Origin of the sequence: Citrobacter sp. TBCS-15 (genome assembly GCF_005280815.1) — a bacterium.
In the GTDB taxonomy this organism is placed as follows: Bacteria; Pseudomonadota; Gammaproteobacteria; order Enterobacterales; family Enterobacteriaceae; genus Citrobacter; species Citrobacter werkmanii.
In genome coordinates this window covers 604,328-629,356 of sequence record NZ_SZWK01000102.1, presented here as the reverse complement: position 1 = coordinate 629,356, position 25,029 = coordinate 604,328, and the positions used below count along the sequence as shown (strand labels likewise).

23 protein-coding genes are annotated in these 25,029 nt (G+C 55.0%); 13 read left to right on the top strand and 10 right to left on the bottom strand.

What is annotated here, in order from left to right; genetic code table 11:
• The first annotated feature begins 51 nt into the window (after positions 1-51).
• Complete coding sequence (locus FDW96_RS09815; protein WP_252362859.1) at positions 52-987, top strand: DMT family transporter; 936 nt, start codon at positions 52-54, stop codon at positions 985-987.
• Complete coding sequence (locus FDW96_RS09810) at positions 984-2,075, top strand: GlxA family transcriptional regulator (RefSeq protein ID WP_137365605.1); 1,092 nt, start codon at positions 984-986, stop codon at positions 2,073-2,075. The genes FDW96_RS09815 and FDW96_RS09810 overlap by 4 nt, the downstream gene beginning before the upstream one ends.
• On the opposite strand, the gene sppA is transcribed toward FDW96_RS09810, so the two are convergent.
• Positions 2,072-3,928: a signal peptide peptidase SppA gene (sppA, locus tag FDW96_RS09805; protein WP_137365604.1), complete on the bottom strand. Its 1,857-nt coding sequence runs from the start codon at positions 3,926-3,928 to the stop codon at positions 2,072-2,074. The two genes, FDW96_RS09810 and sppA, sit on opposite strands and share 4 nt — an antisense overlap.
• A 174-nt stretch (positions 3,929-4,102) precedes the next feature.
• On the opposite strand from sppA, the gene FDW96_RS09800 reads away from it, so the two are divergent.
• The 3 genes from FDW96_RS09800 to topB all read left to right on the top strand — a co-directional run bounded on the left by FDW96_RS09800 (position 4,103) and on the right by topB (position 7,765).
• Positions 4,103-4,654, top strand: a complete 552-nt coding sequence (locus tag FDW96_RS09800) for an NAD(P)H nitroreductase (protein ID WP_042308883.1) — start codon at positions 4,103-4,105, stop codon at positions 4,652-4,654.
• Positions 4,655-4,770: 116 nt separating this feature from the next.
• Positions 4,771-5,814 (top strand): selenide, water dikinase SelD, encoded by a 1,044-nt coding sequence (gene selD / locus FDW96_RS09795; protein WP_137359987.1) that lies wholly within the window; start codon positions 4,771-4,773, stop codon positions 5,812-5,814.
• Positions 5,815-5,818: 4 nt separating this feature from the next.
• Positions 5,819-7,765 carry a DNA topoisomerase III gene (topB, locus tag FDW96_RS09790; protein ID WP_061381470.1) on the top strand — a complete coding sequence of 649 codons (1,947 nt, stop codon included), beginning with the start codon at positions 5,819-5,821 and terminating at the stop codon, positions 7,763-7,765.
• A gap of 89 nt (positions 7,766-7,854) precedes the next feature.
• Here topB and gdhA read toward each other — a convergent pair whose 3' ends face one another.
• Positions 7,855-9,198, bottom strand: a complete 1,344-nt coding sequence (gene gdhA, locus FDW96_RS09785; RefSeq protein ID WP_038640089.1) for an NADP-specific glutamate dehydrogenase — start codon at positions 9,196-9,198, stop codon at positions 7,855-7,857.
• 252 nt (positions 9,199-9,450) lie between these two features.
• Between gdhA and FDW96_RS09780 the strand changes: the two genes are divergently transcribed.
• The gene (locus FDW96_RS09780) at positions 9,451-9,711 is read left to right on the top strand and encodes a YnjH family protein (protein WP_170973239.1); all 261 of its coding nucleotides are present in this window, start codon (positions 9,451-9,453) and stop codon (positions 9,709-9,711) included.
• On the opposite strand, the gene FDW96_RS09775 is transcribed toward FDW96_RS09780, so the two are convergent.
• Positions 9,671-10,084 (bottom strand): pyrimidine (deoxy)nucleoside triphosphate diphosphatase, encoded by a 414-nt coding sequence (locus FDW96_RS09775; RefSeq protein ID WP_165407492.1) that lies wholly within the window; start codon positions 10,082-10,084, stop codon positions 9,671-9,673. The genes FDW96_RS09780 and FDW96_RS09775 overlap by 41 nt on opposite strands.
• Positions 10,085-10,163: 79 nt before the next feature.
• Between FDW96_RS09775 and FDW96_RS09770 the strand changes: the two genes are divergently transcribed.
• A complete protein-coding gene (locus FDW96_RS09770) occupies positions 10,164-10,733 on the top strand; it encodes a carboxymuconolactone decarboxylase family protein (RefSeq protein ID WP_137365603.1) in 570 nt (189 codons plus the stop codon).
• Positions 10,726-11,349, top strand: a complete 624-nt coding sequence (locus FDW96_RS09765) for a CDP-alcohol phosphatidyltransferase family protein (RefSeq protein ID WP_079224499.1) — start codon at positions 10,726-10,728, stop codon at positions 11,347-11,349. The genes FDW96_RS09770 and FDW96_RS09765 overlap by 8 nt, the downstream gene beginning before the upstream one ends.
• 44 nt (positions 11,350-11,393) lie before the next feature.
• Here the strand turns inward: FDW96_RS09765 and FDW96_RS09760 are convergent, their stop codons facing one another.
• From FDW96_RS09760 to xthA, 7 genes are all read right to left on the bottom strand, one after another.
• Positions 11,394-12,701, bottom strand: a complete 1,308-nt coding sequence (locus FDW96_RS09760) for a sulfurtransferase (RefSeq protein ID WP_137365602.1) — start codon at positions 12,699-12,701, stop codon at positions 11,394-11,396.
• A gap of 87 nt (positions 12,702-12,788) precedes the next feature.
• Positions 12,789-13,421, bottom strand: coding sequence for an ATP-binding cassette domain-containing protein (locus FDW96_RS09755; RefSeq protein ID WP_042308867.1), 633 nt, complete (start codon positions 13,419-13,421; stop codon positions 12,789-12,791).
• Complete coding sequence (locus FDW96_RS09750) at positions 13,421-14,956, bottom strand: thiamine ABC transporter permease (protein ID WP_137365601.1); 1,536 nt, start codon at positions 14,954-14,956, stop codon at positions 13,421-13,423. Before FDW96_RS09750 ends, FDW96_RS09755 begins: the two co-directional genes overlap by 1 nt.
• Positions 14,929-16,098 (bottom strand): ABC transporter substrate-binding protein, encoded by a 1,170-nt coding sequence (locus tag FDW96_RS09745; RefSeq protein ID WP_137365600.1) that lies wholly within the window; start codon positions 16,096-16,098, stop codon positions 14,929-14,931. The genes FDW96_RS09750 and FDW96_RS09745 overlap by 28 nt, the downstream gene beginning before the upstream one ends.
• A gap of 31 nt (positions 16,099-16,129) precedes the next feature.
• Complete coding sequence (locus tag FDW96_RS09740) at positions 16,130-16,840, bottom strand: TVP38/TMEM64 family protein (RefSeq protein WP_137365599.1); 711 nt, start codon at positions 16,838-16,840, stop codon at positions 16,130-16,132.
• On the bottom strand, positions 16,837-17,493 hold the full coding sequence (locus FDW96_RS09735; protein ID WP_167371266.1) for a TVP38/TMEM64 family protein: 657 nt from the start codon (positions 17,491-17,493) through the stop codon (positions 16,837-16,839). The genes FDW96_RS09740 and FDW96_RS09735 overlap by 4 nt, the downstream gene beginning before the upstream one ends.
• Positions 17,494-17,716: 223 nt before the next feature.
• Positions 17,717-18,523 (bottom strand): exodeoxyribonuclease III, encoded by an 807-nt coding sequence (gene xthA / locus FDW96_RS09730; protein ID WP_038640136.1) that lies wholly within the window; start codon positions 18,521-18,523, stop codon positions 17,717-17,719.
• A 444-nt stretch (positions 18,524-18,967) separates the two neighbouring features.
• On the opposite strand from xthA, the gene FDW96_RS09715 reads away from it, so the two are divergent.
• Genes FDW96_RS09715 through astE form a run of 5 tightly spaced genes read left to right on the top strand, consistent with a single transcriptional unit; the run spans position 18,968 to position 24,992 of the window.
• The gene (locus FDW96_RS09715) at positions 18,968-20,188 is read left to right on the top strand and encodes an aspartate aminotransferase family protein (protein ID WP_137365598.1); all 1,221 of its coding nucleotides are present in this window, start codon (positions 18,968-18,970) and stop codon (positions 20,186-20,188) included.
• Entirely contained in the window at positions 20,185-21,219 is a 1,035-nt protein-coding gene (gene astA, locus FDW96_RS09710; RefSeq protein ID WP_079224490.1) for an arginine N-succinyltransferase, read from the top strand. The genes FDW96_RS09715 and astA overlap by 4 nt, the downstream gene beginning before the upstream one ends.
• Complete coding sequence (astD, locus tag FDW96_RS09705; protein ID WP_137365597.1) at positions 21,216-22,694, top strand: succinylglutamate-semialdehyde dehydrogenase; 1,479 nt, start codon at positions 21,216-21,218, stop codon at positions 22,692-22,694. Before astA ends, astD begins: the two co-directional genes overlap by 4 nt.
• Complete coding sequence (gene astB / locus FDW96_RS09700; protein WP_137365596.1) at positions 22,691-24,034, top strand: N-succinylarginine dihydrolase; 1,344 nt, start codon at positions 22,691-22,693, stop codon at positions 24,032-24,034. The genes astD and astB overlap by 4 nt, the downstream gene beginning before the upstream one ends.
• Complete coding sequence (gene astE / locus FDW96_RS09695) at positions 24,027-24,992, top strand: succinylglutamate desuccinylase (RefSeq protein ID WP_137365595.1); 966 nt, start codon at positions 24,027-24,029, stop codon at positions 24,990-24,992. The genes astB and astE overlap by 8 nt, the downstream gene beginning before the upstream one ends.
• Positions 24,993-25,029: the final 37 nt, after the last annotated feature.

The window sequence follows — 25,029 nt, the reverse complement described above, 5'->3', positions numbered from 1 at the left end:
TCAGTCCTACAGTATCGACCTTCTTTTACGCGTACTTTTACGGATCGAGAAATGATCAGAAAGAGAATTGATAATGCCGCTATTTTGCTGATGGTGGTGATTTGCGGTGTCTGGGGTAGTCAACAGGTTGCGATTAAATCCGCGGCTGATGATATGTCACCGTTTCTTCAGGTGGGGTTGCGTTCTGCAATCGCCGCGCTGCTGATTGGACTGCTTTTTCACCCCCGGGATAATATATTTGGCCGCCTGCGTGAGCGCAGTATTGCCAGAATGGGTACTATCGTTGGGCTGCTTTTTGCGCTTGAGTTCGTGTTGGTTTCTGTCGGAATAACGCTGACGACTGCCTCTCATATGGCGCTTTATCTGTACACCGCGCCGTTGTTTTCCGCTGTCGGGTTACATATTATTTTGCCTGAGGAACGCCTGAGCCGCCTGCAGTGGTGCGGGCTGGGCATCGCCTTTTTCGGGATTGCCGTTGCCGTGATGTGGGTTGCGCATGACGGGAATACGCAGTGGAGTCTGGCAGGCGATTTGTGCGGGCTGTTTGCGGGCATTGCCTGGGGAACGTCCAGCGTTGTGATTCGCTGCAGTCGTCTTGCTACCATTCCTTCATCGTGTACGTTGTTTTATCAACTCGCTATCACCGGTATTGTGTTATTGCTTATTGGTTTGATGCTGGGTGAAACGACGATACATATGACCTCGACATTGATTGCTAGTCTGACTTTCCAGACGCTGGTCGTCGCATTTTCAAGCTATCTAATCTGGTTTACTCTGCTGCGTAATTATCATGTTGCTTCGCTGGGAACGCTGGTTCTGATGACGCCTGCGATGGGGATTATCGCCGGCGTGATGTTTCTGGGAGAATCTCTGCAGCCTGCGTTTATCGTTGGGGCGCTGTTGATACTGACAGGATTGCTTTGTGTTTCATTACCGTCCCGGGCAATTTTGCGCCATCGCCCGGGTTTAAACCGGAGCCTGAAGTGAAGAAATACAACATTACGTTGCCCCCAAGTGGAAAAGCAGATCGCGATATTATCACCGCCATTGATGCGAACCAGACAGCGATGCCCCTCAGGCCGCAATTAAATGTCGGGATTGTACTGTGGCCTGAATTTCCTTTACTGGCACTGGCGGGGTTGACGGATGCGCTGCGTCACGCGGCGGATATGGGTGATGACAGCCAGAAGATCCGCTGTTCCTGGCGTCTGATGAGCGCTACGCCAGAACAGCCTGTTTTAAGCAGTTCGGGCATGGCGATGATGCCGGATAGCGCATTTGTTACCCCGGAGCAGTTCGATTATATCGTGGTGATCGGTGGGCTATTGCGCAGTATGGCAAAAGCGGACCCTGCCGCGCGGCGTTACCTGCATCTTGCCCGTCAGCGGAATATCCCGCTGGTCGGTGTTTGTACGGGCAGCTTTGTTCTGGCGCAGGAGGGTTTTCTACAGGGATTAACTGCGGCGGTCCATCCCTGGCATCTGAACGATTTTAAGGCGCAATTTTCTCTGTTGACCGCCCGAACCGGCGTCGATTTCCATGAAGAAAAGGGGATACTGACTTGCCCGGGCGGTATCTCAACGATCGGGCTGGCGACGGAGCTTATTCGTCGGCACTGTGGCCCCGATAGAGCCACAAAAGCCATTTTCCAGATGTCAGTGCCTAACCGAATAGACGGCACTTCCGTGGCGGTTTCCAGAGCGATAGGCTTTACGCATGTGAGCGATAGCCGCTTACGTAAGGCCGTATTTTTGATTGAGAAAGGGTTGGTTAAACCTATCTCAACCCAATGGCTTGCCTCAGAAGTCAATCTGAGTCCACGGCAGTTGACCCGGTTGTTTAATGCTGAGTTCTCTCAGTCACCGGGGGAGTTTATCCGTAGCGCCCGATTGCGCTATGCCCATTGGCTGTTGATAAATTCTGGAGAGAGCGTAACGGAGATTGCGCTGCGTCTGGGGTTTAGCGACTGCGCGCACTTTATTCGCATGTTTAGTCGGGAATTTGGCTGTACGCCTGGGGACTGTCGGAATACCCGAATCAATGCTGCCCCATCCGGGGCAGCATTTGACAGTTAACGAACGTTGGCGCAGGTCAGGCAAAACGCATAGCGGTTTTGCGGATCGTTAAACGCGGCCAGCTTATCGCTTTCAGCTTTTACCGTACTTGCCGCAGAAGCCAGCGGAGCCGGAAGCATTGCCTGAATGGCGGCGGGCAGCATGGCGCGAACCGAACCTGACATACTGTCCATGACCATATCCACGAATGTGGGTTCGTCCTGGTAATACTCAATGTGCCATTGTTTCAGTTTGGCCAGTTCAGCCGCTTTCGCGACGGCGTCGTCAAAATCACCCAGACTGTCGACCAGACCGTTGGCTTTCGCATCCTGGCCGGTCCAGACGTGGCCTTGAGCGATTTTGTCAATCTGCTCTGGCGTTGTCTTACGTGCATCCGCGACCAGTGTGATAAAGCGCTTATAGCCGTTCTCGATGCTCAGTTGCATCATTTGCTGCACTTCAGGCGGTAACGCTTTGGTGATGGAAATGTCCGCCAGCGGGGAAGTGGCTACGCCGTCGGTATGTACGCCAATGGAATCCAGACTGTTCTCCACGGTGTTAATCACACCAAAGATCCCGATTGAACCGGTCAGCGTGCTGGGGTTAGCCACAATGTAACTGGCTGGCGTGGAGATCCAGTACCCGCCTGATGCCGCCATGCCGCCCATCGATACGACGACCGGTTTGCCCGCCGCTTTAGCCGCAGCCAGTTCAGCGCGGATCACTTCAGAGGCGCTGACACTGCCGCCAGGACTGTTCACTCGCAAAACAATGGCTTTTACCTTCGGATCAAGACGCGCTTCGCGGATCTGTGCGGCAGTGGTGTCGCCGCCCACATTCCCTGGGGTTTCTTCACCGTCCATAATCGCGCCATTCGCGAAGATGACGCCAATGCTCTCACCGGTATCCGCCGGGGTTTTCAGTGAGTAATCGTAGTAGCTGACGGCGCGGAAGTTTTTATCCGCTTTGCTCCAGCCGAACTGTTTGGTCAGTATTTTTTCGACTTCGGCACTGGAGGCAAGGGCATCCACCAGTTTGTTGTCGAGCGCGTATTTTGCGGTATCACCCTCGACTTTTGTCAAACCGTCCAACATCGCCTGCGCGCCGGGGAACACCTGCTGGGCTGGGATCTGACGGTTGGCGGCGACCGTATCGAGATAGTTCTGCCACAGCTCGCCGATCCAGCGGCTATCGGCCTCGCGCGCGGCAGGGGACATATCATCGCGGATGAAGGGTTCTACCGCAGACTTATAGGTACCGACGCGGAACACGTGCGTTGAGACTTTCAGTTTATCCAGCAGGGACTTGTAGTACAGACCGTTAGTGGCAAAACCATGCAGATCAACGGACCCCTGTGGGGAAAGGTAAATTTTGTTGGCAAAACTGGCGAGGTAATATTGCCCTTGGCTGAAGTTATCGCCCACGGCAAAGACCGGTTTGCCGCTGTCGCGGAATTCCCGCAGCGCTTTACCGATGTACTGCATTGAAGGCTGGTCGGCCCCGGCAAAGTTTTTCAAATCCATCACGATGCCGGTGATGTTGCGGTCATCTTTCGCCTGGCGAATGGTATTCACGATATCAAACAGGGAGTTTTCCTGCAGTCGGTCAGAACTGGCGCCAAACAGTTGACGGCCAATGACGCTCAAGCGGCTGGTGCTCGAAGGTTTGTCGACAATCACGCCCGAGATATCCAGCAGCAGCGCGCCACGTTCAGCATGTTCACTGGTGTTGCTGCTACTGACCTGCATCCAGATCCCCACACCAACCAGCACCAAAAAGATAAAGAACAGGTTAAGCACTAATTCACGGACGAAATTGAGTAATCGCCATGTCCATTTAAAAAATCCGGCAATAAATCGCCACAGGGTTCGCATGTATTCTCCCTACCGATTAACAACACGCCACCCGGTTATCCCGAAAAAGGCGTTAAGATGTGGCTATCGTAATGACCCGACGGGCACTTGTCAGCAGGAATCACCGCCTGTGCTGTAACAAAATCCGCTCACGTGTTAATTTTGTGAATAAATCTCATTGTTGGAGTTAAACAAATGGATGCACTCGAATTACTCATCACCCGTCGTAGCGCTTCTCGTCTTGTCGAACCGGCACCGGCGGGAGAGCAACTGCAAAACATTCTGCGGGCGGGAATGCGCGCGCCAGACCACAAAACGCTGCAACCGTGGCAATTCTTTGTCATTGAGGGGGAAGGGCGCGAACGCTTTAGCGCCGTGCTTGAAAAAGGCGCTATTGCCGCAGGCAGCGACGAGAAAGCTCAGGAAAAAGCGCGGACCGCGCCGTTTCGCGCCCCGCTGATCATTACCGTCGTCGCGAAATGTGAAGAAAACGACAAGGTTCCGCTGTGGGAACAGGAAATGTCTGCCGGTTGCGCGGTAATGGCCATGCAGATGGCCGCTGTTGCCCAGGGCTTTGGCGGCATATGGCGTAGCGGCGCATTAACGGAAAGCGCGGAAGTGCGCGAAGCGTTTGACTGCCGCCCGCAGGATAAGATCGTCGGTTTTCTCTATTTGGGTACGCCGCAGCTAAAAGCGTCCACGACCATTAACCTGGCCGATCCGAGCGCTTTTGTTCGTTATTTCTGATATCAACGGCAAAACTGTCTGGATTATGAGCAAAGACACCTGAATTCAGACAGTCACTCTTACCACATCATGGAATGAGCGCTACCATATCCGAATTGCAATGACAGGAGATGTCCATGAGCGAGCAAGCTATTCGTTTAACGCAATACAGCCACGGAGCCGGTTGCGGTTGTAAAATTTCCCCTAAAGTGCTGGAAACCATCCTGCACAGCGAGCAGGCGAAGTTCGTTGATCCAAACTTACTCGTGGGTAATGAAACCCGCGATGACGCCGCTGTCTACGATTTGGGTAATGGCACCAGCGTTATCAGCACCACCGATTTCTTTATGCCGATTGTCGATAATCCGTTTGATTTTGGCCGCATCGCCGCCACCAACGCCATCAGCGATATTTTTGCTATGGGCGGCAAACCGATTATGGCAATTGCTATTCTGGGCTGGCCGCTTGATAAGCTGGCGCCGGAAATCGCCCGTGAAGTGACCGAAGGCGGACGCTTTGCCTGCCGTCAGGCGGGTATCGCGCTGGCGGGCGGTCACTCTATTGATGCCCCGGAGCCTATCTTCGGTCTTGCGGTTACCGGCGTTGTGCCGACTGAACGCGTGAAGAAAAACAGTACTGCCGAGGCGGGATGCAAGCTGTTCCTGACCAAACCTTTGGGCATTGGCGTCCTGACTACCGCAGAGAAAAAATCGCTGCTGAAGGACGAACATATTGGGCTGGCGACTGAAGTGATGTGTCGGATGAACATTGCCGGTGCGGCATTTGCCGATATCGAGGGCGTGAAAGCCATGACCGACGTTACCGGTTTTGGTCTGCTGGGACATCTGAGCGAGATGTGTCAGGGCGCAGGCGTTCAGGCGCAGATTGTCTACCAGGATATTCCTAAGCTTCCTGGCGTTGAAGAGTACATCGCGCAGGGCGCAGTGCCGGGCGGTACCCAGCGTAACTTTGCCAGCTACGGACACCTGATGGGTGAAATGCCGCAGTCGGTACGCGACCTGCTCTGCGATCCGCAAACTTCTGGTGGTTTGCTGCTGGCGGTAACGCCGGAAGCGGAAGCCGAAGTGAAAGCGGCAGCGGCGCAGTTTGGTATCGATCTCACTGCAATTGGTGAGTTAGTGGAAGCTCGTGGCGGTCGCGCCATGGTTGAGATCCGTTAACTCGATGCGGTTGTTTATTGCCGAAAAACCGAGTCTGGCGCGCGCTATCGCCGATGTGCTGCCAAAGCCGCATCGCAAAGGTGACGGTTTTATTGAATGCGGAAACGGACAAGTGGTGACCTGGTGCATTGGTCACCTGCTTGAGCAGGCGCAGCCAGACGCCTACGACAGCCGTTATGCGCGCTGGAGTCTGGTCGATCTGCCGATTGTCCCGGAAAAGTGGCAACTGCAGCCGCGTCCTTCGGTGACCAAACAGCTCAACGTTATCAAGCGCTTTTTGCATGAAGCCAGCGAAGTTATTCACGCAGGAGACCCCGATCGTGAAGGACAACTGCTGGTGGATGAAGTGCTGGATTACCTGCAACTGGCTCCCGAAAAGCGCCAGCAGGTGCAACGTTGTCTGATCAATGACCTCAACCCGCAGGCTGTCGAACGGGCTATTGAGCGTCTGCGCGCCAACAGTGAGTTCATCCCGCTGTGCGTGTCGGCCCTGGCGCGGGCGCGGGCCGACTGGCTGTACGGCATCAATATGACCCGCGCTTACACCATTCTTGGGCGTAACGCGGGCTATCAAGGGGTACTCTCGGTCGGGCGCGTACAGACGCCGGTACTCGGCCTGGTTGTGCGTCGCGATGAAGAGATTGAAAACTTTGTCGCCAAAGATTTCTTTGAAGTGAAAGCGCATATCGTGACGCCCGCCGACGAGCGGTTTACCGCTATCTGGCAGCCCAGCGAAGCATGTGAGCCGTATCAGGACGAAGAGGGGCGCTTGCTGAATCGTACGCTGGCCGAACACGTGGTGAACCGTATTAACGGCCAGCCGGCGCTCGTCACCAGCTATAACGATAAACGGGAATCAGAATCCGCGCCGCTGCCGTTTTCGCTGTCGGCGTTGCAGATTGAAGCGGCGAAACGCTTTGGCTTGAGTGCGCAGAACGTTCTGGATATCTGCCAGAAGCTGTATGAAACCCATAAACTGATCACCTATCCACGTTCGGATAGCCGTTATCTGCCGGAAGAACATTTTGCCGGACGTCATGCGGTAATGAACGCGATTAGCGTTCATGCGCCGGATCTGCTCCCGCAACCGGCGGTAAATCCCGATACGCGAAACCGCTGTTGGGACGATAAAAAAGTGGATGCCCACCATGCCATCATTCCTACCGCGCGCAGTTCGTCCATCAACCTGAATGACAACGAAGCGAAAATTTACAACCTGATTGCCCGTCAGTATCTGATGCAGTTTTGTGCGGATGCGGTCTTCCGTAAGTGCGTTATTGAGCTGGATATTGCCAAAGGCAAGTTTGTCGCCAAAGCGCGTTTTCTGGCGGAGGCTGGATGGCGCACGCTGCTTGGCAACAAAGAGCGCGATGAAGATAACGACGGAACGCCGCTGCCGGTGGTGGCTAAAGATGATGAATTGCTGTGCGAAAAAGGCGAAGTGGTTGAACGTCAGACTCAGCCGCCACGCCATTTTACCGACGCGACGCTGCTGTCAGCGATGACCGGGATTGCGCGCTTTGTGCAGGATAAAGATCTGAAAAAGATCCTACGCGCCACGGATGGATTAGGTACGGAAGCGACGCGCGCCGGGATTATCGAGCTGCTGTTCAAGCGCGGATTCCTGGTGAAAAAAGGGCGCTATATCCATTCCACCGATGCCGGAAAAGCGCTGTTTCACTCGCTGCCGGAAATGGCGACGCGTCCGGATATGACCGCGCACTGGGAATCTATTCTGACCCAAATCAGCGAAAAACAGTGTCGTTATCAGGATTTCATGCAGCCGCTGGTGGGAACGCTGTATCAGCTCATCGATCAGGCGCGCAGTACGCCGGTACGGCGCTTCCGGGGAATTGTCGCGCCGGGTGGCAGTGGTGGCGATAAGAAAAAGAGCGCGCCGCGTAAACGCCCGGCAAAAAAAAGCCCGCCATCCGAAGAGGCAGGCGTGTAGGTCTGTAGGCCTGATAAGCGTAGCACCATCAGGCTTTGCCGGATGCGGCCCCCGTGCCTTATCCGGCCTACGGTTCTACAGAGACAATATTAAATCACACCCTGGCCCAGCATCGCGTCGGCAACCTTCACGAAGCCCGCGATGTTGGCGCCACGTACGTAGTTGGTTTGTTTGCTTTCGCCGCCGTATTCAACGCAGGCATGGTGAATATCCAGCATGATGTGGTGCAGGCGTGCGTCCACTTTCTCCGCTTTCCAGCCCAGACGTGCGGCGTTTTGCGCCATTTCCAGCCCGGAGGTCGCTACGCCACCGGCGTTGGCGGCTTTACCCGGCGCGAACAGTACGCCCGCTTCGAGGAACAGGTCGGTGGCTTCGATGGTGGTCGGCATGTTTGCCCCTTCGGCGACAGCTTTCACGCCGTTGGCGATCAGTACGCGTGCCGCGTCGACATCAAGTTCGTTCTGGGTGGCGCACGGCAGGGCGATATCGACCGGAACCGACCACGGCTGTTTGCCTTCCAGATAGGTCAGACCAAACTCACGAGCGTAATCCGCCACGCGACCGTCACGGCTGTCTTTGATCGCGCACAGACGCGCCAGTTTTTCTTTAGTAAATCCACTTTCGTCGACCACGGTACCGCTGGAGTCGGAGGCGGTCACCACCCGGGCGCCAAATTCCATGGCTTTTTCAATGGCGAATTGTGCAACGTTGCCGGAGCCAGAGACCGCCACGCGCATGCCTTCAAAGCTGAGGCCATGACGTTTAAGCATCGCTTCGGTGAAGTACACCAGACCATAGCCGGTTGCTTCCGGGCGAATCAGGCTACCGCCGAAAGAGAGACCTTTACCGGTAAAGACGCAGGCGCTGTTGTTGGACAGTTTTTTCATCATCCCGGCCATAAAGCCGACTTCACGACCACCCACGCCGATATCGCCCGCCGGGACGTCGGTATCAGGACCTAAATGGCGGAAAAGCTCGGTCATCAGCGCCTGGCAGAAACGCATCACTTCACCTTCGCTTTTACCTTTCGGGTCGAAGTCACTCCCGCCTTTACCACCGCCCATCGGCAGCGTGGTGAGGGCATTTTTAAAGGTCTGCTCGAAGCCGAGGAATTTCAGGATCGACAGGTTTACGGAAGGGTGGAAACGCATACCGCCTTTGTATGGGCCAATGGCGGAGCTAAACTGCACGCGCCACGCACGGTTAACCTGTACCTGATTACGATCGTCGAGCCAGACTACGCGGAACTGGATCACGCGCTCCGGCTCAACCAGACGCTCCAGCAGCGACATTTGGCGATAACGTGGGTTTTGCTCAAGGAAGGGCCACAGTGTCGTCATTACCTCACGAACGGCTTGCGCGAACTCGGTTTGGTTTGGGTCGCGCTTTTGTACATGGTTAAGAAACGACTCCAGAGAACATGTCTGATCCATAGATATAAAAACCTCTTATGTATTGATATGGTTATATTTTTGATATTTGTGTTAAGTGTTTTGCAGTTTTTGACTATACCACCAGCAGCGTGACGGGACGCAAGAAAAAATTAACCCCGCTAAGTAAATTAATATCGTGGCGTGGGTCATAACCAAAAACGATGACGGGAGGGACTAAAGTTTCTGCCGATTTATACCGTTATACTGAGCATAACTGTCAGTCACAAAGGAAAGAATATGCGCCGTTTAATCATGGCAGGAGCGTTGGTATTGGTGTCCAGCGCGACGCTGGCAAATCAGCTTTATCGCCCGGATGTGCAGGTGAATGTGCCGCCGGAAGTGTTCAGTTCCAGCGGGCAGCGAGCGCAGCCCTGTAGTCAGTGCTGTATTTACCAGGATCAAAACTATTCCGAAGGGGCGGTGATTAAAGCGGATGGTGTACTGCTTCAGTGCCAGCGCGATGATAAAACGATCAGCACGAATCCGCTGGTCTGGCGGCGCGTAAAAGAATAAAGGCTTCTAACAGTGGGATATCGGCAGGCGCCAGCGGATAACGCCGCGCCTCTTCGGGTGAACACCAGACAATATCCTGATGTTCATACGCATTCAGTTCTCCCTGAAAAGACGGTACATGCCAGGCATGTAAATGGATCAGCCGGTCCGAAACCTCACGTTGGTGGCTGGCGATATAGCGCCCAACGACCGCGTCGATCCCTAACTCTTCACGCAGTTCACGGATCAGCGCCTCGGGCTGACTTTCGCCCGCCTCAACCTTACCGCCAGCAAACTCCCACATGCCTGGCTGATCCGCATCCGGCGAACGTTGAGCCAGTAAAATTTTGCCATCACGTTCAATGATAGCAGCGACCACGTCGAGGGTTTTCATCATATTCATCAAGATCTAACAGCAGAAAATGACATACTATATTTATCTTTGAGTTATCTAAAGTATTCAGGAGTCATCGTTGAACGATCCTCACTCGTGGGTAAGTCCGTTAACGCGTATTCCCTCCAGTTTGCAACTGCTCGTCGCGACGCAGAAAAAACATTATGGCGATGTGCTGCATCCCACGCGCTGGTGGGGGCGGATGCCGTTTCTGTTCTGGCTGGTGGCGCTGTTTGTCGGATTTCTGGAGCGTAAAGAGGCGCGCTTAACGCCGGTGATGCGCGCATTGTTAATGACCCGCGTTTCTCAGGTGTGCCACTGTGCTTTCTGCGTTGATGCCAACAGTTTGCGGTTGGCGGAACGCTGTGGCGCGCTGGATAAAGTCTTGCAGGTCGCCAACTGGCAAGAATCAACGCTGTTTAACGCAGAAGAGCGCATAGCGCTGGCCTATGCGGATGCGGTGACCGCCACGCCACCGCAGGTTGACGATGCGCTGAAAACGCAAATGAAGCAGCATTTTACCGATGACGTCATTACTGAAATGACCGCGCTGATTGCGTTTCAAAATCTCTCGGCGCGTTTTAATGCCGCCCTCGATATTCCTTCGCAAGGACTGTGCGACAGTTTTAAAGGACGCCCGCATGCTTGACCGTCATCTTCATCCACGGTTAAAACCGCTGTTGCATCGCGGTGTGGGCATTATTGATAAACCAGCGATTACCCCGGATGGCCTGACGCTGGTCGGTTTTGCTATTGGCGTGTTGGCCCTGCCATTTCTGGCGTTAGGCTGGTATCTGGCGGCGCTGGTGGTCATTGTGCTTAATCGCTTGTTTGACGGGCTGGACGGGGCGCTGGCACGGCGCAGAGGGCTAACCGACGCGGGAGGATTTCTCGATATCTCACTCGATTTTCTGTTTTACGCCCTGGTACCGTTTGGTTTTATTCTTGCCGCACCTGCGCAAAACGCACTGGCTGGGGGCTGGCTGTTGTTTGCGTTTATGGGTACTGGTAGCAGCTTCCTCGCCTTCGCTGCCCTGGCAGCGAAATACGATATTGATAACCCAGGCTACGCGCATAAATCGTTTTATTATCTGGGAGGGCTAACCGAAGGCACCGAGACTATTTTGCTGTTTGTTTTGGGCTGTTTGTTCCCGGGATATTTTGCCGTGCTGGCGTGGGTCTTTGGCGCGCTGTGCTGGATGACGACGTTTACCCGGATCTGGAGCGGATATCTGACGCTGAAATCGGTTCAGCGTCAGGCGTAATGTCTTGCGTTGCCGGATGCGCTTATCCGGCAATCGTGACCATTTTACTTGCTGCTGTCAGGACCACGTTCACCGCTGGCGACCGGGTTTTTCGGATTGCTGCTCCACTCATACCAGCCACCGTCGTAAACAGAGACGTTTTTCCAGCCCATCGCACGAGCATACATAAACGTTTCTGAAGCACGCCAGCCGGTGCCGCAGTAGAAAGAAACCTGCTGGTCTGGCGTGATATTCCACTGTTTCCACATGGCGGCGATATCATCCGCGCTGCGCATGGTGCCGTCCGGATTATGAAAATCTTCCATATGCGTGGAATCACTCCCCGCGTGGCCCCAGCGCGCGCCTGCGATCTCACCTTTTGGCTTGATGTAGCTATAACCGCTGGTGGTGCCAATAAACTCAGGCCACGAGCGGATGCTGACCAGCGATGCATCCTGGCGATGCAACAGGCCGCGAGCCTGTTCCATATCCAGCATCAGCTGTGGTTGGGCAGGGATAGCAACGCCAAAATCAGGCTCCGCTTTCACCGTCGGCGGGGTTCCGCGTTCCACCGGTAAACCGGAATCTGACCAGGTTTGCCACCCGCCATCGAGCAGACGCACATCTTTCACGCCGGCATACAGCATGATTTGTGCCACGCGCGCGGCGGCGTAGACGTCGCGACCATAGAGGATCACCGTGGTGTCGTGACGGATGCCGTGTTTCGCCAGCATCGCCTTGAGCTGCGCGTCGGAAACTTTGTTCCATAGCGGTTCGCTTTCGACTTCGTTGGTATCAATGTAGCCCGCACCGGGGATATGGCTGAGCAGATACAGCTTCGGCGCTCCCCAGGCGGCTTCAATCACTTTCCAGTCACCCGACGGCTTGGCGGTCACGTCTTTTCCCTGCTGCAGGTCGTGCAGCCACTGCGGGTAAACCAGTTGTTCGAAGTGCGGCAGACGTTGCAGGCGGACAGGATCCGCAAGGGCGTCGCTGAGGGTTGAAATATGGCTAAAACCGACTTTCTGCAGGCGGGATTTAACGGCCTGTATCTCGCTATCGCTGCCATATAACGCCACCGGCGCATCGGTTTTCAGCTGATGCGCCTTAACCCAGGCATTGAGTTGTTCATCATTCATTTTGTCGAGCCAGGCGGCAGACAGGTTCAGTGCGGAGGGTTCATGTCCGGAAGGACCATTGAGCGATTGCGGCCAGCCGTTGTAAAAAGCGCTCTGACGGGTATCGATCGCCGCGCCTTGCTTTTGCTGTAACTGGTTGAGGGTGAGGGTCTGTGCTGTTTCAGCAGCCCAGGAAGGAGCGCAAGCGAGCCCTAAAGCCAGTGCCAGCGCGGTCATTTGAGAAACACGTTTCATCGAATAGCCCGACGTTGAAAAAAGAAGACGACATTCTGTGCCGCCGGTTAAGTTAAAACCTTGCGTTAACGCAGCATATCGCCACATTCACGCCCAGTTTTCCATCTGTAATACACGGCCTGCTGGCGGGACATCCTGCGCATCATGCGTAACTTGTACCACCGGAATATTCAACTTGCGCACCTCGGTAAAGACCCACTGGCGAAAGGTATCGCGTAGCGACGCATCCAGTCTGCTAAAGGGTTCATCGAGCAGCAGCGCCTGAGGCTGAGCCAGCAGGGCGCGCAGCAGGGCGACACGCGATCGTTGGCCGCCGGAGAGTGAGGCCGGGTCGCGATGATAAAATCCTGCCAGATCCGCGCGCGTAAGGGCGTTTTCAACAGTATGGCGTCTGGCGGATCCTTGCAAACTGGCGGGTAAGGCCAGCAGTAAATTCTGCCCAACGCTGAAATGGTCAAACAGCAACGCATCCTGGAACAGGATGCCAATCTGGCGCTGCGCGGTGGGCAGCGTGTCTATGCGCCGTTCATTGAGCCACAGTTCGCCTGAAGCCTGAAACTGAGGGGATAATGCGCCGACCATCCACGAAAACAGCGAAGACTTACCACTACCGGAAGGCCCCATGATAGTGACAATGTCACTTTTGTTAACCTGGAAATTCACGTCTTTCAGTAGCGTTGTCGCGCCCCGGTACACTGAAAGGCTTTGAACGATGAGCATTAACGGAGTCCTTGTCGAAAGCGGCCGAGCCACGCGGCGAAAAACGCCGTCAGTACGAAAACGGATAGCGGTAACAGAAGTTGCCATAGCGCCTGTGTCGCTAAAATAGCCGTGCTGCCGCCGCTGCTTAATGCCACCGCCTCGGTGGTCAGGGTGGGATAGCGTCCGGCTCCTAACCACAGGGTTGGCATATATTGGGCAATACTGACCGAGAAGCCAACCGCGAAGGCAATCAGTGCCGGGCGTAACAGCAGCGGGCATTTTACCCGCCAAAATATGCGGCCTCGCGCCCAGCCCAGCGTTTGTGCAATCAGAATCAATCGTGGGTCAATGCGTTGCCACGCCGGTTTGAGCACAAACAGCATCCATGGCATCACCCACAGCAGGTGGCCCCAGATGATGGTCGTCATCAGCCCATCTTGTCCGGTATATAACGCCACCAGATACTGTCCGGTGACCAGCGGCAGCGCGGGCAGGATAATGGGCAGCCAGACCCAACGGTGTCCGGTTTGCGGTCCCCATTCCAGCCACGCAAAGAGTATCAGTAATCCCAGCACGCTGGAGATGAGTCCCAGTTGCAGACTATTGCTGAGCGCCTCGCTGTTGAGCGATGAATAGTTGGCGGAAAGCGCCAGTACCAGGGCGCATACCACTCCGCTGATGGGCAAAAGTTGTACCAGCGGGCGTGCGATTGTAGCGGACGAAAAACGCAGGCGTATTCCGTTTACTGCTGGAATCATGCTCCGCCAGCCACGCCAGAACAGATAGCCCACCAGCGCGAAGATAAATAGCAACAACACCAGCAGCAGGCTGGCGAGTGCGCCTTTGGCCTGCTGTTCGGCATCACCCTGGCTGAGCCATTGCCAGCTCAGCACGGCAAGTGTGGGCGGATTTCCGGGGCCAAGGACGATGGCCACATCCACAACGGAGAGTGACCAGGCCACGACTGCCAGCATGGCTTTGCCTAACGCAGGGGCGATGGAGGGCAGAACCAGCCAGTTCAGGCATTGCAAACGGCTGTAACCGAGCGAATCCAGGACGATAACCTGCTGTGAAAGTTGTTTTTCACTCAACAGGGCTGAGAGGATCCACAACAAAAAGGCGCTCTCTTTCACCGCCAGCGTGATGCCAAGTCCAATCCCATAGCGGTCCGGTTGCGAGTTGAGAAAAGGCAGCCACTGCCAGAGCATGCCGCCTTCGGCAAAAATCAACAGCATGCTGGTCGCGAATGCGACGTGCGGGATCGCCAGCAGCAACGGCAGGCGTGAGTACAGTCGCGCCCAGCCAGCGCCAGGCCACAAAAAGAGGATCGCCAACAGCGCAATGGTCAGTGCGCCGAACGCCGCCAGACTTACGGAAACCAGCGTTGCCAGCAACGCCTGCGGGAGTTGAGGATCGTCAAAGAGCGCCAGCCAGTGCGTGGTGCGAAGTGCTGGGGCTAGCAGAGAGAACGTTGCAGGCACCAGCGGCAGATAAACTGCCGTCATGATGCCCCACAGCAACAGAATTAATGCGTACCGTAGCGGCGTAGCCATTCTTGTTCCAGAGCGTTTACCCAGGCTGCATGTGGTTCTGGCAGTACGGCAGGGAGTCCTTGCGGGATATACGTCAGCAGGGCGTCACGCTGTTCGTCTGGCAGTTTTTGCGGATCAAGCACCGAAGGATCTCCCCAGATAGCAGGGTCAGCTTTACGCAGTTGCGCTTCGGGAGACAGCAGGAAGTTTGCCACGACTTTGGCTCCGGCGCTGGCGCGGGCATTCGCCGGAATAGTGACAAAATGCACGTTGCCGATCATGCCTTGTGAGAAACCAAAACTATAGCTGGTTTTGGGCAATTCGCCGCTGGCCACTTTTTGCTGCGCGTGGGCTGGGTTAAAGGTCAATGATAAACGCAGCGTACCGGTATTCAGTAACGCATCCATCCGCGCAGGCGTGGGCGGAAAATCTTTGCCTTCACGCCATAGTACAGGGTGTAGAGCGTCAAGATAATGCCATAACGGAGCGGTAACGTTGGCGAATGTGGCGGCATCCGGCGCAACTTTCAATGCTTGCGGTTCCGTGGTGAGCATAATCAACAACTGCTCGAGAAAAGCCGTTCCGGTAAAGTCTGGTGGGCGCGGGTAGGTTACTGTGCCAGGATGCGTCTGCGCAAATTCAAGTAACGCCTGCGGGGATTGCGGCGGCTGGGCAGTGAGATCGCGCCGGGTAATGAAGGTTAGCTGTGCGCCGCCCCATGGCGATTCTGCCCCTTCTGTGGGGATGGCAAAGTCTTCACTGACCGGTTTCCGGGTATCAACATAGCGCCAGTTAGGTAACGCCTGCGCCCACTGGGTTTGCAGCAGACCCGCTTCTTTTAATGTGCGGAAGTTTTCACCGTTTACCCACAATAAGTCGACAGATCCGCCGGTTGTTCGCCCGGATGCCGCCTCGGTCTGGATGCGTTTCACAGCGTCGGCGGCATCCGCCAGCCGCACAATTTTCAGGTTAATGGCATAGTGCGTTTTCATCTCGCCGCTAACCCAGTCGAGATACTGATTAACGGCGTTATCGCCACCCCAGGCGTTGAACCATACCGTCTGACCGCGGGCGTCATTTTTGATTTGCTGCCAGCTGGCGTCCTGGGAAAAAGCCGCCAGCGGGCAGAGCAGCAAACTCAGGCACAATAAGCAGTAACGCATAATATCTCCATTGCTAAAAATGGCGTATGTCTCAGGTTTTCTTCCGTTGACGCTCAAGGTAAAGGCTTCTTGCTCCTGCAATCACCACGCTCAGGGCAAACAGGATGAACAGGCCGGTAACAAACCAAAATGTACCGCCGGTTAACAGGCTACCGGCCCACGAATAGACAATCGTGGCGGGTAACTGACCGAAGCCGGTGGCGAGGAGAAAGTGGCGAAAACGAATCGAGGTCAGGCCTGCGGCATAGCTTACCGGGTCGAAGGGCACAAAAGGCAACAGGCGACAGATGAGAATAGTGTGCTTGCCATAACGTTCGAAAAAAGTGTCCATGTTGTTCAGCACTGTTTTCCCGGTCAGCTTTTCCACCGCACTGCGACCCAAAACGCGGGCAATAAAAAAGCACAGCGCTGCGCCGACCATCGCGCTGCTCCAGGACAGTACACCGCCCCAAAACGCGCCAAACAGCGAGGCATTGGCAAACGTAATCACAAAGGCGGGAAGCGGCGCGACGATGGCCTGTAAGATCATCAGAAAGAACGATACAACCGCCGCCTGGGTCCCATACGAACGAATGAAGTTCTCAAGAGCGTGTTGATCCAGCGTAGTAAACGCCGCCAGGCTGCCCCGGAGAAAATCACTGACGCCAGGTATCCACATCCATGCCATCAGCGCGAGCAGCAGCACAACTATTAATCCTGTCCGGTAATAGCGGGTTAATTGCGCTTTGTTCAGCTTTGTCATTTACCTGCACACTCGTGGCTGGACGACGGATCGATATGTTTATATCTGGCCCAGGCTTTTGCCGCCTGAATAAGAATGAATAACGCCAGGCCCGCAACGCTGAGTTTGCCGATAAATGCCAGAGTCATGCCTTCGCTGGCCAGTTCGTGCGACATCAGCGTATAGATAAAGATGCCGGGCAAGGTGGTTACCGCAGATATCACAGTAAATGACCAGAACGGAATCGCCGTCAGCCCATAGGCGTAATTTTGAATATTATAGGGGAACAGTGGGACGAGTCGGGTGAGGATCAGAAAGTCCAATCCGCTATGGGCAATGCCTTTCTCGATTGCCTGAAAAGTCGCCGTGTGCCCAACGTATTTCAGCAGTAGATCCCGACCAAGCCAGCGAGCCAGCAAAAACGACAGCGCCGAGGCGACGGTTGCCGCCACTAACGAGACAAGCGTCCCTGTGACAGGGCCAAACAGCACACCGCCGACGATCACCAGAATGCTGCCGGGGATCAGACACAGCGCCGCGATGATGAACAGCAATATATAAAGCGTATAGCCGAACATGCCGCTTTGGCGGATGACGTCTTGTAAATGCTGGAAATTGGTTATCAGGTCGGTCAGGCCGAAATAATGGAAAACTCCCGCCAGAATGCAGAACAGGACCGCGACGATCAGCAGCCGGTATTCTGCGTTATGCGAACTTCTTTTTCATGGGGGTTCTCCTGTAAAACCGAGTGTAACGCAGCGTTTTCGTCAGCGAAAAGTGCGCGCGAAGATATAATAAATTCCCGGACACAACAATGTATTACCGTCGATTTATTGATTTTACACAGAATAAACAGACTCTCCAGGCGAGGCCCGGAGAGTGAAAAATCGCAGGAGGTCAGACGCGGAATTTAGCCCATACCGGCGCATGATCGGACGGTTTTTCCATGCTGCGGATCTCATAGTCGATGCCGGTTTCTTCGCAGCGCTCCGCCAGTGGGTTGCTCGCTAACAGCAGATCGATACGCAGGCCACGGTTATCATCAAAGCCTTTTGAGCGGTAATCAAACCACGAGAACTGGTCATTTTTTTCAGGATAAGCATGACGATAGGTGTCCACCAGACCCCAGCCCAGCAGACGCTCCATCCACTCACGCTCTTCCGGCAGGAAGGAACATTTACCGGTACGCAGCCAGCGTTTACGGTTTTCCTCGCCAATGCCGATATCGAGATCGGTTGGGCTGATGTTCATATCGCCCATGATCAATACCGGATTGTCGCGTTTCAGTTCAGTCTCCAGATAGTTTTGTAGATTCTGGTAAAACGCGGCCTTGGCCGGAAATTTGGTTTCGTGGTCACGGCTTTCGCCCTGCGGGAAATAGCCGTTGATCACGGTAATGCTGCCCAGAGGGGATGGGATTTCCGCCATGATGATACGACGCTGCGCTTCTTCGCCATCGTCCGGGAAGCCACGACGCACTGCGATTGGCGTTTCTTTCGTTAGCAGCGCCACGCCGTAATGACCTTTCTGACCATGATAAAAGACGTTGTAACCCAGCTTTGCTACCTCTTCGAGAGGGAACATGTCGTCGTGGACTTTTGTCTCCTGTAAGCCAATCACATCCGGTTGGTGTTTTTCGACAATGGCTGCCAGTTGATGAGGACGGGCACGCAGGCCGTTGATATTAAAAGAGACAAATTTCATAGTCGCTGCCGTTTTGCAAGATGAATAGTGCAAGGATGGTAGCAGAATTTCCGCTGGCTGACTGCTTCTTGTCACCTGATTCCAACAATGATTGCCAATGGTGTTAACGATGGAGCAAAAACTGCACCGTTTTGGCGCGAGGCGCGTCAGAACAGAGCAATAATTTCCGATAAATTTCGTATACGATCACAATTCCAGAATTATATTTGGCAACTGAATAAAACTGCGGTTTTTCCTCTATTTAGTCGCCTGATGCGCGAACATATTCACTTTTTATGCGCATAAAGTGAATATCGCCACGTTGTAACCTGTTGATATTCCGTCACCGACCTTTGTTTATGCACTTTTTTTGCTGGCTGGCACGAACCCTGCAATCTACATTTACACCGCAAACACTATATTTATTAACATATAAATAACTTTTTATTTACCGTTGAGGTCGCTATGTCTCTGTCAATTACGCGTGAAAATTTTGATGAATGGATGATGCCCGTATACGCTCCGGCTCCTTTTATTCCGGTGCGTGGTGAAGGTTCACGTCTGTGGGATCAGCAGGGTAAAGAGTATATCGATTTCGCGGGAGGCATTGCGGTTAACGCGCTGGGGCACGCCCATCCGGCTTTGCGCGAGGCATTAAACGACCAGGCGAGCAAATTCTGGCACACAGGAAATGGCTACACCAACGAGCCGGTGCTGCGTCTGGCGAAAAAGCTGATTGACGCCACCTTCGCCGAGCGTGTTTTCTTCTGTAACTCCGGCGCGGAGGCAAACGAAGCGGCATTAAAGCTGGCGCGTAAATTTGCTCACGATCGTTTTGGCAGCCAGAAGAGCGGCATCGTGGCGTTTAAAAATGCTTTCCATGGCCGCACGCTGTTCACCGTCAGCGCCGGAGGACAGCCTGCTTATTCACAAGATTTCGCGCCGCTGCCGCCGGATATCCGCCATGCCGTCTACAACGATCTCGACTCAGCCTGCCAACTGATTGATGACACCACCTGTGCGGTCATCGTTGAACCGGTGCAGGGTGAAGGTGGCGTCGTGCCGGCAACAAATGAATTCTTACAGGGGCTGCGTGAATTATGCGATCGCCACAATGCGCTGCTGATTTTTGACGAAGTCCAGACCGGAGTAGGCCGTACCGGCGAACTGTATGCCTATATGCACTATGGCGTTACGCCAGATCTGCTGACGACAGCCAAAGCGTTGGGCGGCGGTTTCCCCATCGGCGCGTTATTGGCGACGGCAGACTGTGCCAGCGTGATGACGGTTGGTACGCACGGTACAACATACGGCGGAAACCCGCTGGCCACGGCGGTGGCGGGCAAACTGCTGGAGATTGTTAACACCCCGGATATGCTCAACGGTGTTAAGCAGCGCCACGACTGGTTTGTGGAGCGTATTAACGCCATTAACGAACGTTTTGGACTGTTTAGTGAAATTCGTGGGCTCGGCCTGCTGATCGGCTGCGTACTGAACGCGGAATTTGCCGGGAAAGCGAAACTCATCTCGCAAGAGGCGGCCAATGCCGGAGTGATGGTGCTGATCGCCGGCGCTAACGTGGTGCGCTTTGCGCCAGCGTTAAACGTCAGCGAAGAAGAGGTTGCTAGCGGACTGGATCGTTTTGCGCTGGCCTGCGAACGCATTAAAGCAGGAGGTTCATCATGATGGTGATTCGTCCTATTGAACGCGCTGATATCACCGCGCTGATGCAACTGGCCGGTAAGACCGGCGGTGGGCTGACCTCGTTACCGGCCAATGAAGCCACGCTGATGGCGCGTATCGAGCGCTCGCTACAAACCTGGCGCGGTGAGTTGCCGAAAAGTGAGCAAGGCTATGTTTTTGTACTTGAAGACAGCGCCAGTGGAACCGTGGCAGGGATTTGTGCCATCGAAGTGGCGGTGGGGCTTAACGATCCCTGGTACAACTATCGGGTTGGCACGCTGGTGCATGCCTCGAAAGAACTGAACGTATATAACGCGCTGCCGACGCTGTTTCTGAGCAACGATCACACGGGTAGCAGCGAGCTTTGCTCTCTGTTCCTCGATCCCGACTGGCGTAAAGAGGGCAACGGCTATTTGTTGTCTAAGTCGCGCTTTATGTTTATGGCGGCATTTCGTGACCGGTTTAATGAAAAGGTCGTGGCCGAGATGCGCGGCGTAATCGATGAGCACGGTTACTCCCCCTTCTGGGAAAGCCTCGGCAAACGCTTTTTCTCCATGGAATTCAGCCGGGCGGATTTTCTCTGCGGCACCGGACAAAAAGCCTTTATTGCTGAACTGATGCCCAAGCATCCTATTTATACCCATTTCTTGTCTGATGAAGCGCAAAGCGTAATTGGTCAGGTACATCCGCAAACCGCACCAGCGCGAGCGGTGCTGGAGAAAGAAGGATTTCGCTACCGCAATTATGTCGACATTTTCGACGGCGGGCCGACGCTGGAATGCGATATCGACCGGGTAAGGGCGATTCGTAAAAGCAGACTGGTGGAGGTGGCGGAAGGTCAGCCTGCAACCGGCGATTACCCGGCCTGTCTGGTCGCCAATGAAAACTATCAAAACTTCCGCGTCATGTTGGTTCGCGCTGACCCGGATACCCAACGTCTGGTACTGACGGCGGCGCAACTGGACGCCCTGAAATGTCATGCGGGCGACCATGTACGTTTTGTGCGTCTTTGTGCAGAGGAGAAAACAGCATGACATTATGGATAAACGGCGACTGGGTGACGGGGCTTGGCGAGCGTCGGGTGAAAACGAATCCGGTAAGCGGTGATGTGCTGTGGCAGGGCAGTGACGCCGATGCAACCCAGGTGGCGCAGGCGTGCCGGGCTGCGCGCGCAGCCTTTGCCGGTTGGGCTAAACACCCCTTTAGCGCACGTCAGGCTATTGTTGAAAAATTTGCCTCATTGCTGGAAAGCAATAAAGCCGAGTTAACGCAGATTATCGCCCGGGAAACCGGCAAACCGCGCTGGGAAGCTGCCACGGAACTGACGGCGATGATCAATAAAATTGCTATCTCTGTGCAAGCTTACCATGCGCGTACCGGGGAGCAGCACAGTGAACTACCGGATGGCGCGGCGACGTTGCGCCATCGACCGCACGGCGTGCTGGCGGTATTTGGCCCGTACAACTTCCCGGGCCATTTGCCCAATGGCCATATTGTTCCGGCTCTGCTGGCAGGCAACACGTTGATTTTCAAGCCCAGCGAGCTGACGCCGTGGACCGGTGAAGCCGTGGCAAAACTGTGGCAGCAGGCGGGCTTGCCGCCGGGCGTGCTGAACCTGGTGCAGGGCGGACGCGAAACGGGGCAGGCGCTGAGCGCGTTGGATGATCTGGATGGTCTGCTGTTTACCGGCAGTGCCAATACCGGTTATCAACTGCATCGACAGTTATCCGGCCAGCCGGAAAAAATCCTTGCGCTGGAGATGGGCGGTAACAACCCGCTGATCATTGAGAACCCGGAAGATATAGATGCGGCAGTTCATCTGACCATTCAATCCGCATTTGTCACCGCCGGGCAGCGTTGTACCTGCGCCCGTCGCCTGTTGGTTAAAAACGGCGCGCAGGGGGACGCGTTCCTCGCGCGTCTGGTGGAAGTCAGCCAACGACTAATGCCGGGTCACTGGGATGCAGAACCGCAGCCGTTTTTAGGTGGGCTGATTTCTGAACAGGCCGCACAGTACGTTTATGATGCCTGGCAACGTCTGGCGTCGTTGGGGGGGTACACGCTACTGGCGCCACGCATGGTGAAAGCCGGAACGTCGCTGCTGACCCCTGGTATTATTGAACTGACCGACGTGGCAAACGTACCCGATGAAGAGGTTTTTGGTCCTCTGCTCGGCGTCTGGCGCTACGACAGCTTTGATGACGCGATTCGTATGGCGAACAACACCCGCTTTGGGTTGTCTTGCGGGCTGGTTTCACCCGATCGCAGCCAGTTTGATCAGCTTCTGCTGGAGGCGCGGGCCGGGATTGTTAACTGGAATAAACCGTTAACCGGCGCGGCAAGCACCGCGCCGTTTGGTGGCGTGGGCGCTTCCGGCAACCATCGCGCCAGCGCGTGGTATGCCGCCGATTATTGCGCCTGGCCGATGGCGAGCCTGGAATCGCCGGCCTTAACTCTGCCGTCGGCGCTCAGCCCCGGTCTGGATTTCTCTCGCGAGGATAAACGATGAAAGCGCGTGAGGTAAATTTCGATGGTCTGGTGGGGCTGACCCATCACTATGCGGGACTGTCATTTGGTAATGAGGCTTCGACCAGCCATCGTTTTCAGGTGTCGAACCCTCGTCTGGCGGCGAAGCAGGGTTTGTTAAAAATGAAAGCACTGGCGGATGCGGGATTCCCTCAGGCGGTGATCCCGCCTCATGAACGTCCCTATATCCCGGCGCTGCGTCAGCTGGGCTTTTGCGGCAGTGATGAGCAGATTCTGGACAAAGTGGTGCGTCAGGCGCCGCACTGGCTCTCCAGCGCCAGCTCCGCATCACCTATGTGGGTGGCGAATGCGGCAACGGTCTGTCCTTCGGCAGATTCACTGGACGGAAAAGTGCATCTGACGGTGGCGAATCTGAATAATAAGTTCCACCGTTCGCTGGAAGCGCCGACGACCGAAGCGTTGTTACGCTCGATTTTCCGCGATGAAAGTACCTTTGCGATTCACGGCGCGTTGCCTCAGGTTGCTTTGTTCGGTGATGAAGGGGCGGCAAACCATAACCGACTCGGCGGGGACTATGGCGATCCCGGCGTACAACTGTTTATTTACGGTCGTGAAGAGGGGAACGCGTCACAGCCGAGGCGCTACCCGGCGAGGCAATCCCGTGAAGCCAGTGAAGCCGTAGCCCGACTCAATCAGGTCAATCCACATCAGCTTGTTTTTGCTCAGCAAAACCCGGACGTCATCGATCTTGGCGTGTTTCATAACGATGTGATTGCGGTGTCGAATCGTCAGGTGCTGTTTTGTCATCAGCAGGCGTTTGTCAGACAGCAAGCGTTGTTAGAGCAACTACGCCGTCAGGTGGCTGGTTTTACTGCGCTGGAAGTTCCGACAGCAGAGGTGTCGGTGCAGGATGCGGTAACGACCTATCTGTTTAACAGCCAATTACTGAGTCGTGACGACGGTTCGATGATGCTGGTTTTACCGCAGGAATGTCGGGAGCATGCTGGCGTGTGGCGATATCTGAGCCGCTTGCTTGCAGATGACAATCCGATCGATGACCTGCGGGTCTTTGATTTGCGCGAAAGCATGTCCAACGGCGGCGGCCCGGCTTGTTTACGCCTGCGAGTGGTGCTTACCCCACAGGAGCTGCAGGCCGTGAATCCGGCGGTTATCATGAACGACACGCTGTTCAATACGCTGAATAACTGGGTCGACCGCTACTATCGCGATCGCCTTGTCGCAACGGACCTCGCGGATCCGCAGTTGTTGCGCGAAGGGCGTGAAGCGTTGGATTCACTGACGCAATTGCTCAATCTCGGCTCTGTTTATCCCTTCCAGCAGGAGACAACGAGCCATGGATAATTTTCTGGCCCTGACACTCGCGGGTAGCATACCGGAGAAAACGCAGGGCACAATTCACGGTTTTGTCTGGCAATGGCTTGGTCACGGGGTGCTGGAACTGACACCAACTGCGCCGGTTGAACAGTCGCTGGTGCTTTCTGCGGGGATTCACGGCAATGAAACCGCGCCGGTAGAAATACTTGATTCATTGCTGACCAGACTGTTTAACGGTGAGCTGGCGCTAACATGGCGCCTGCTGGTGATTCTCGGTAATCCGCAGGCGCTGGCTGCGGGGAAACGTTATTGTCATAGCGACCTGAACCGTATGTTTGGTGGCCGGTGGCAGAGTTTTGCCGAGAGTGAAGAAACGCATAGAGCTCATGAGCTTGAGCTGTGTCTGGAAGATTTTTACTCGCGCGCGAAAGAGCCTGTGCGCTGGCATCTGGATCTCCACACCGCGATTCGCGGCTCTCAGCATCTGCGCTTTGGCGTGTTGCCACAACGCAACGTTGCCTGGGACGAAAATTTTCTGGGCTGGCTGGGGGATGCGGGGCTGGAGGCGTTGGTTTTCCATCAGTCCCCAGGCGGCACGTTCACCCATTTTAGCGTTGAACATTTTGGCGCGCTGGCCTGTACGCTGGAGCTGGGTAAAGCGCTGCCGTTCGGGCAAAACGATCTGACCCAGTTTGCGTGCACGGCAGATGCGATGGCGAAGCTGCTACGGGGCGAGCGAGTGTCTACCGGAGAAACATCCCCGCTGCGCTACCGCGTGGTCTCTCAGATTACGCGGCGGAGCGACGATTTTATTCTCCACATGGATAACCAGACGCTCAACTTTACCCCCTTTACCGAGGGAACGCTGCTGGCGCAGGACGGAGATGAACGTTTTATCGTCACCCATGACGTTGAATACGTTCTTTTTCCGAACCCAAACGTGGCCTGTGGTTTACGTGCCGGATTGATGCTCGAAAGGTTTTGATAAATATAACCGCCCTCAGGTTTATTTCTGAGGGCTT

Coding starts and splice junctions, on each gene's coding strand:
- FDW96_RS09815 (WP_252362859.1), top strand. CDS start 52: ATGATCAGAAAGAGAATTGATAATGCCGCTATTTTGCTGATGGTGGTG.
- sppA (WP_137365604.1), bottom strand. CDS start 3,928: ATGCGAACCCTGTGGCGATTTATTGCCGGATTTTTTAAATGGACATGG.
- FDW96_RS09800 (WP_042308883.1), top strand. CDS start 4,103: ATGGATGCACTCGAATTACTCATCACCCGTCGTAGCGCTTCTCGTCTT.
- selD (WP_137359987.1), top strand. CDS start 4,771: ATGAGCGAGCAAGCTATTCGTTTAACGCAATACAGCCACGGAGCCGGT.
- topB (WP_061381470.1), top strand. CDS start 5,819: ATGCGGTTGTTTATTGCCGAAAAACCGAGTCTGGCGCGCGCTATCGCC.
- gdhA (WP_038640089.1), bottom strand. CDS start 9,198: ATGGATCAGACATGTTCTCTGGAGTCGTTTCTTAACCATGTACAAAAG.
- FDW96_RS09780 (WP_170973239.1), top strand. CDS start 9,451: ATGGCAGGAGCGTTGGTATTGGTGTCCAGCGCGACGCTGGCAAATCAG.
- FDW96_RS09775 (WP_165407492.1), bottom strand. CDS start 10,084: ATGAAAACCCTCGACGTGGTCGCTGCTATCATTGAACGTGATGGCAAA.
- FDW96_RS09765 (WP_079224499.1), top strand. CDS start 10,726: ATGCTTGACCGTCATCTTCATCCACGGTTAAAACCGCTGTTGCATCGC.
- FDW96_RS09760 (WP_137365602.1), bottom strand. CDS start 12,701: ATGAAACGTGTTTCTCAAATGACCGCGCTGGCACTGGCTTTAGGGCTC.
- FDW96_RS09755 (WP_042308867.1), bottom strand. CDS start 13,421: ATGCTCATCGTTCAAAGCCTTTCAGTGTACCGGGGCGCGACAACGCTA.
- FDW96_RS09750 (WP_137365601.1), bottom strand. CDS start 14,956: ATGGCTACGCCGCTACGGTACGCATTAATTCTGTTGCTGTGGGGCATC.
- FDW96_RS09745 (WP_137365600.1), bottom strand. CDS start 16,098: ATGCGTTACTGCTTATTGTGCCTGAGTTTGCTGCTCTGCCCGCTGGCG.
- FDW96_RS09740 (WP_137365599.1), bottom strand. CDS start 16,840: ATGACAAAGCTGAACAAAGCGCAATTAACCCGCTATTACCGGACAGGA.
- xthA (WP_038640136.1), bottom strand. CDS start 18,523: ATGAAATTTGTCTCTTTTAATATCAACGGCCTGCGTGCCCGTCCTCAT.
- FDW96_RS09715 (WP_137365598.1), top strand. CDS start 18,968: ATGTCTCTGTCAATTACGCGTGAAAATTTTGATGAATGGATGATGCCC.
- astA (WP_079224490.1), top strand. CDS start 20,185: ATGATGGTGATTCGTCCTATTGAACGCGCTGATATCACCGCGCTGATG.
- astD (WP_137365597.1), top strand. CDS start 21,216: ATGACATTATGGATAAACGGCGACTGGGTGACGGGGCTTGGCGAGCGT.
- astB (WP_137365596.1), top strand. CDS start 22,691: ATGAAAGCGCGTGAGGTAAATTTCGATGGTCTGGTGGGGCTGACCCAT.
- astE (WP_137365595.1), top strand. CDS start 24,027: ATGGATAATTTTCTGGCCCTGACACTCGCGGGTAGCATACCGGAGAAA.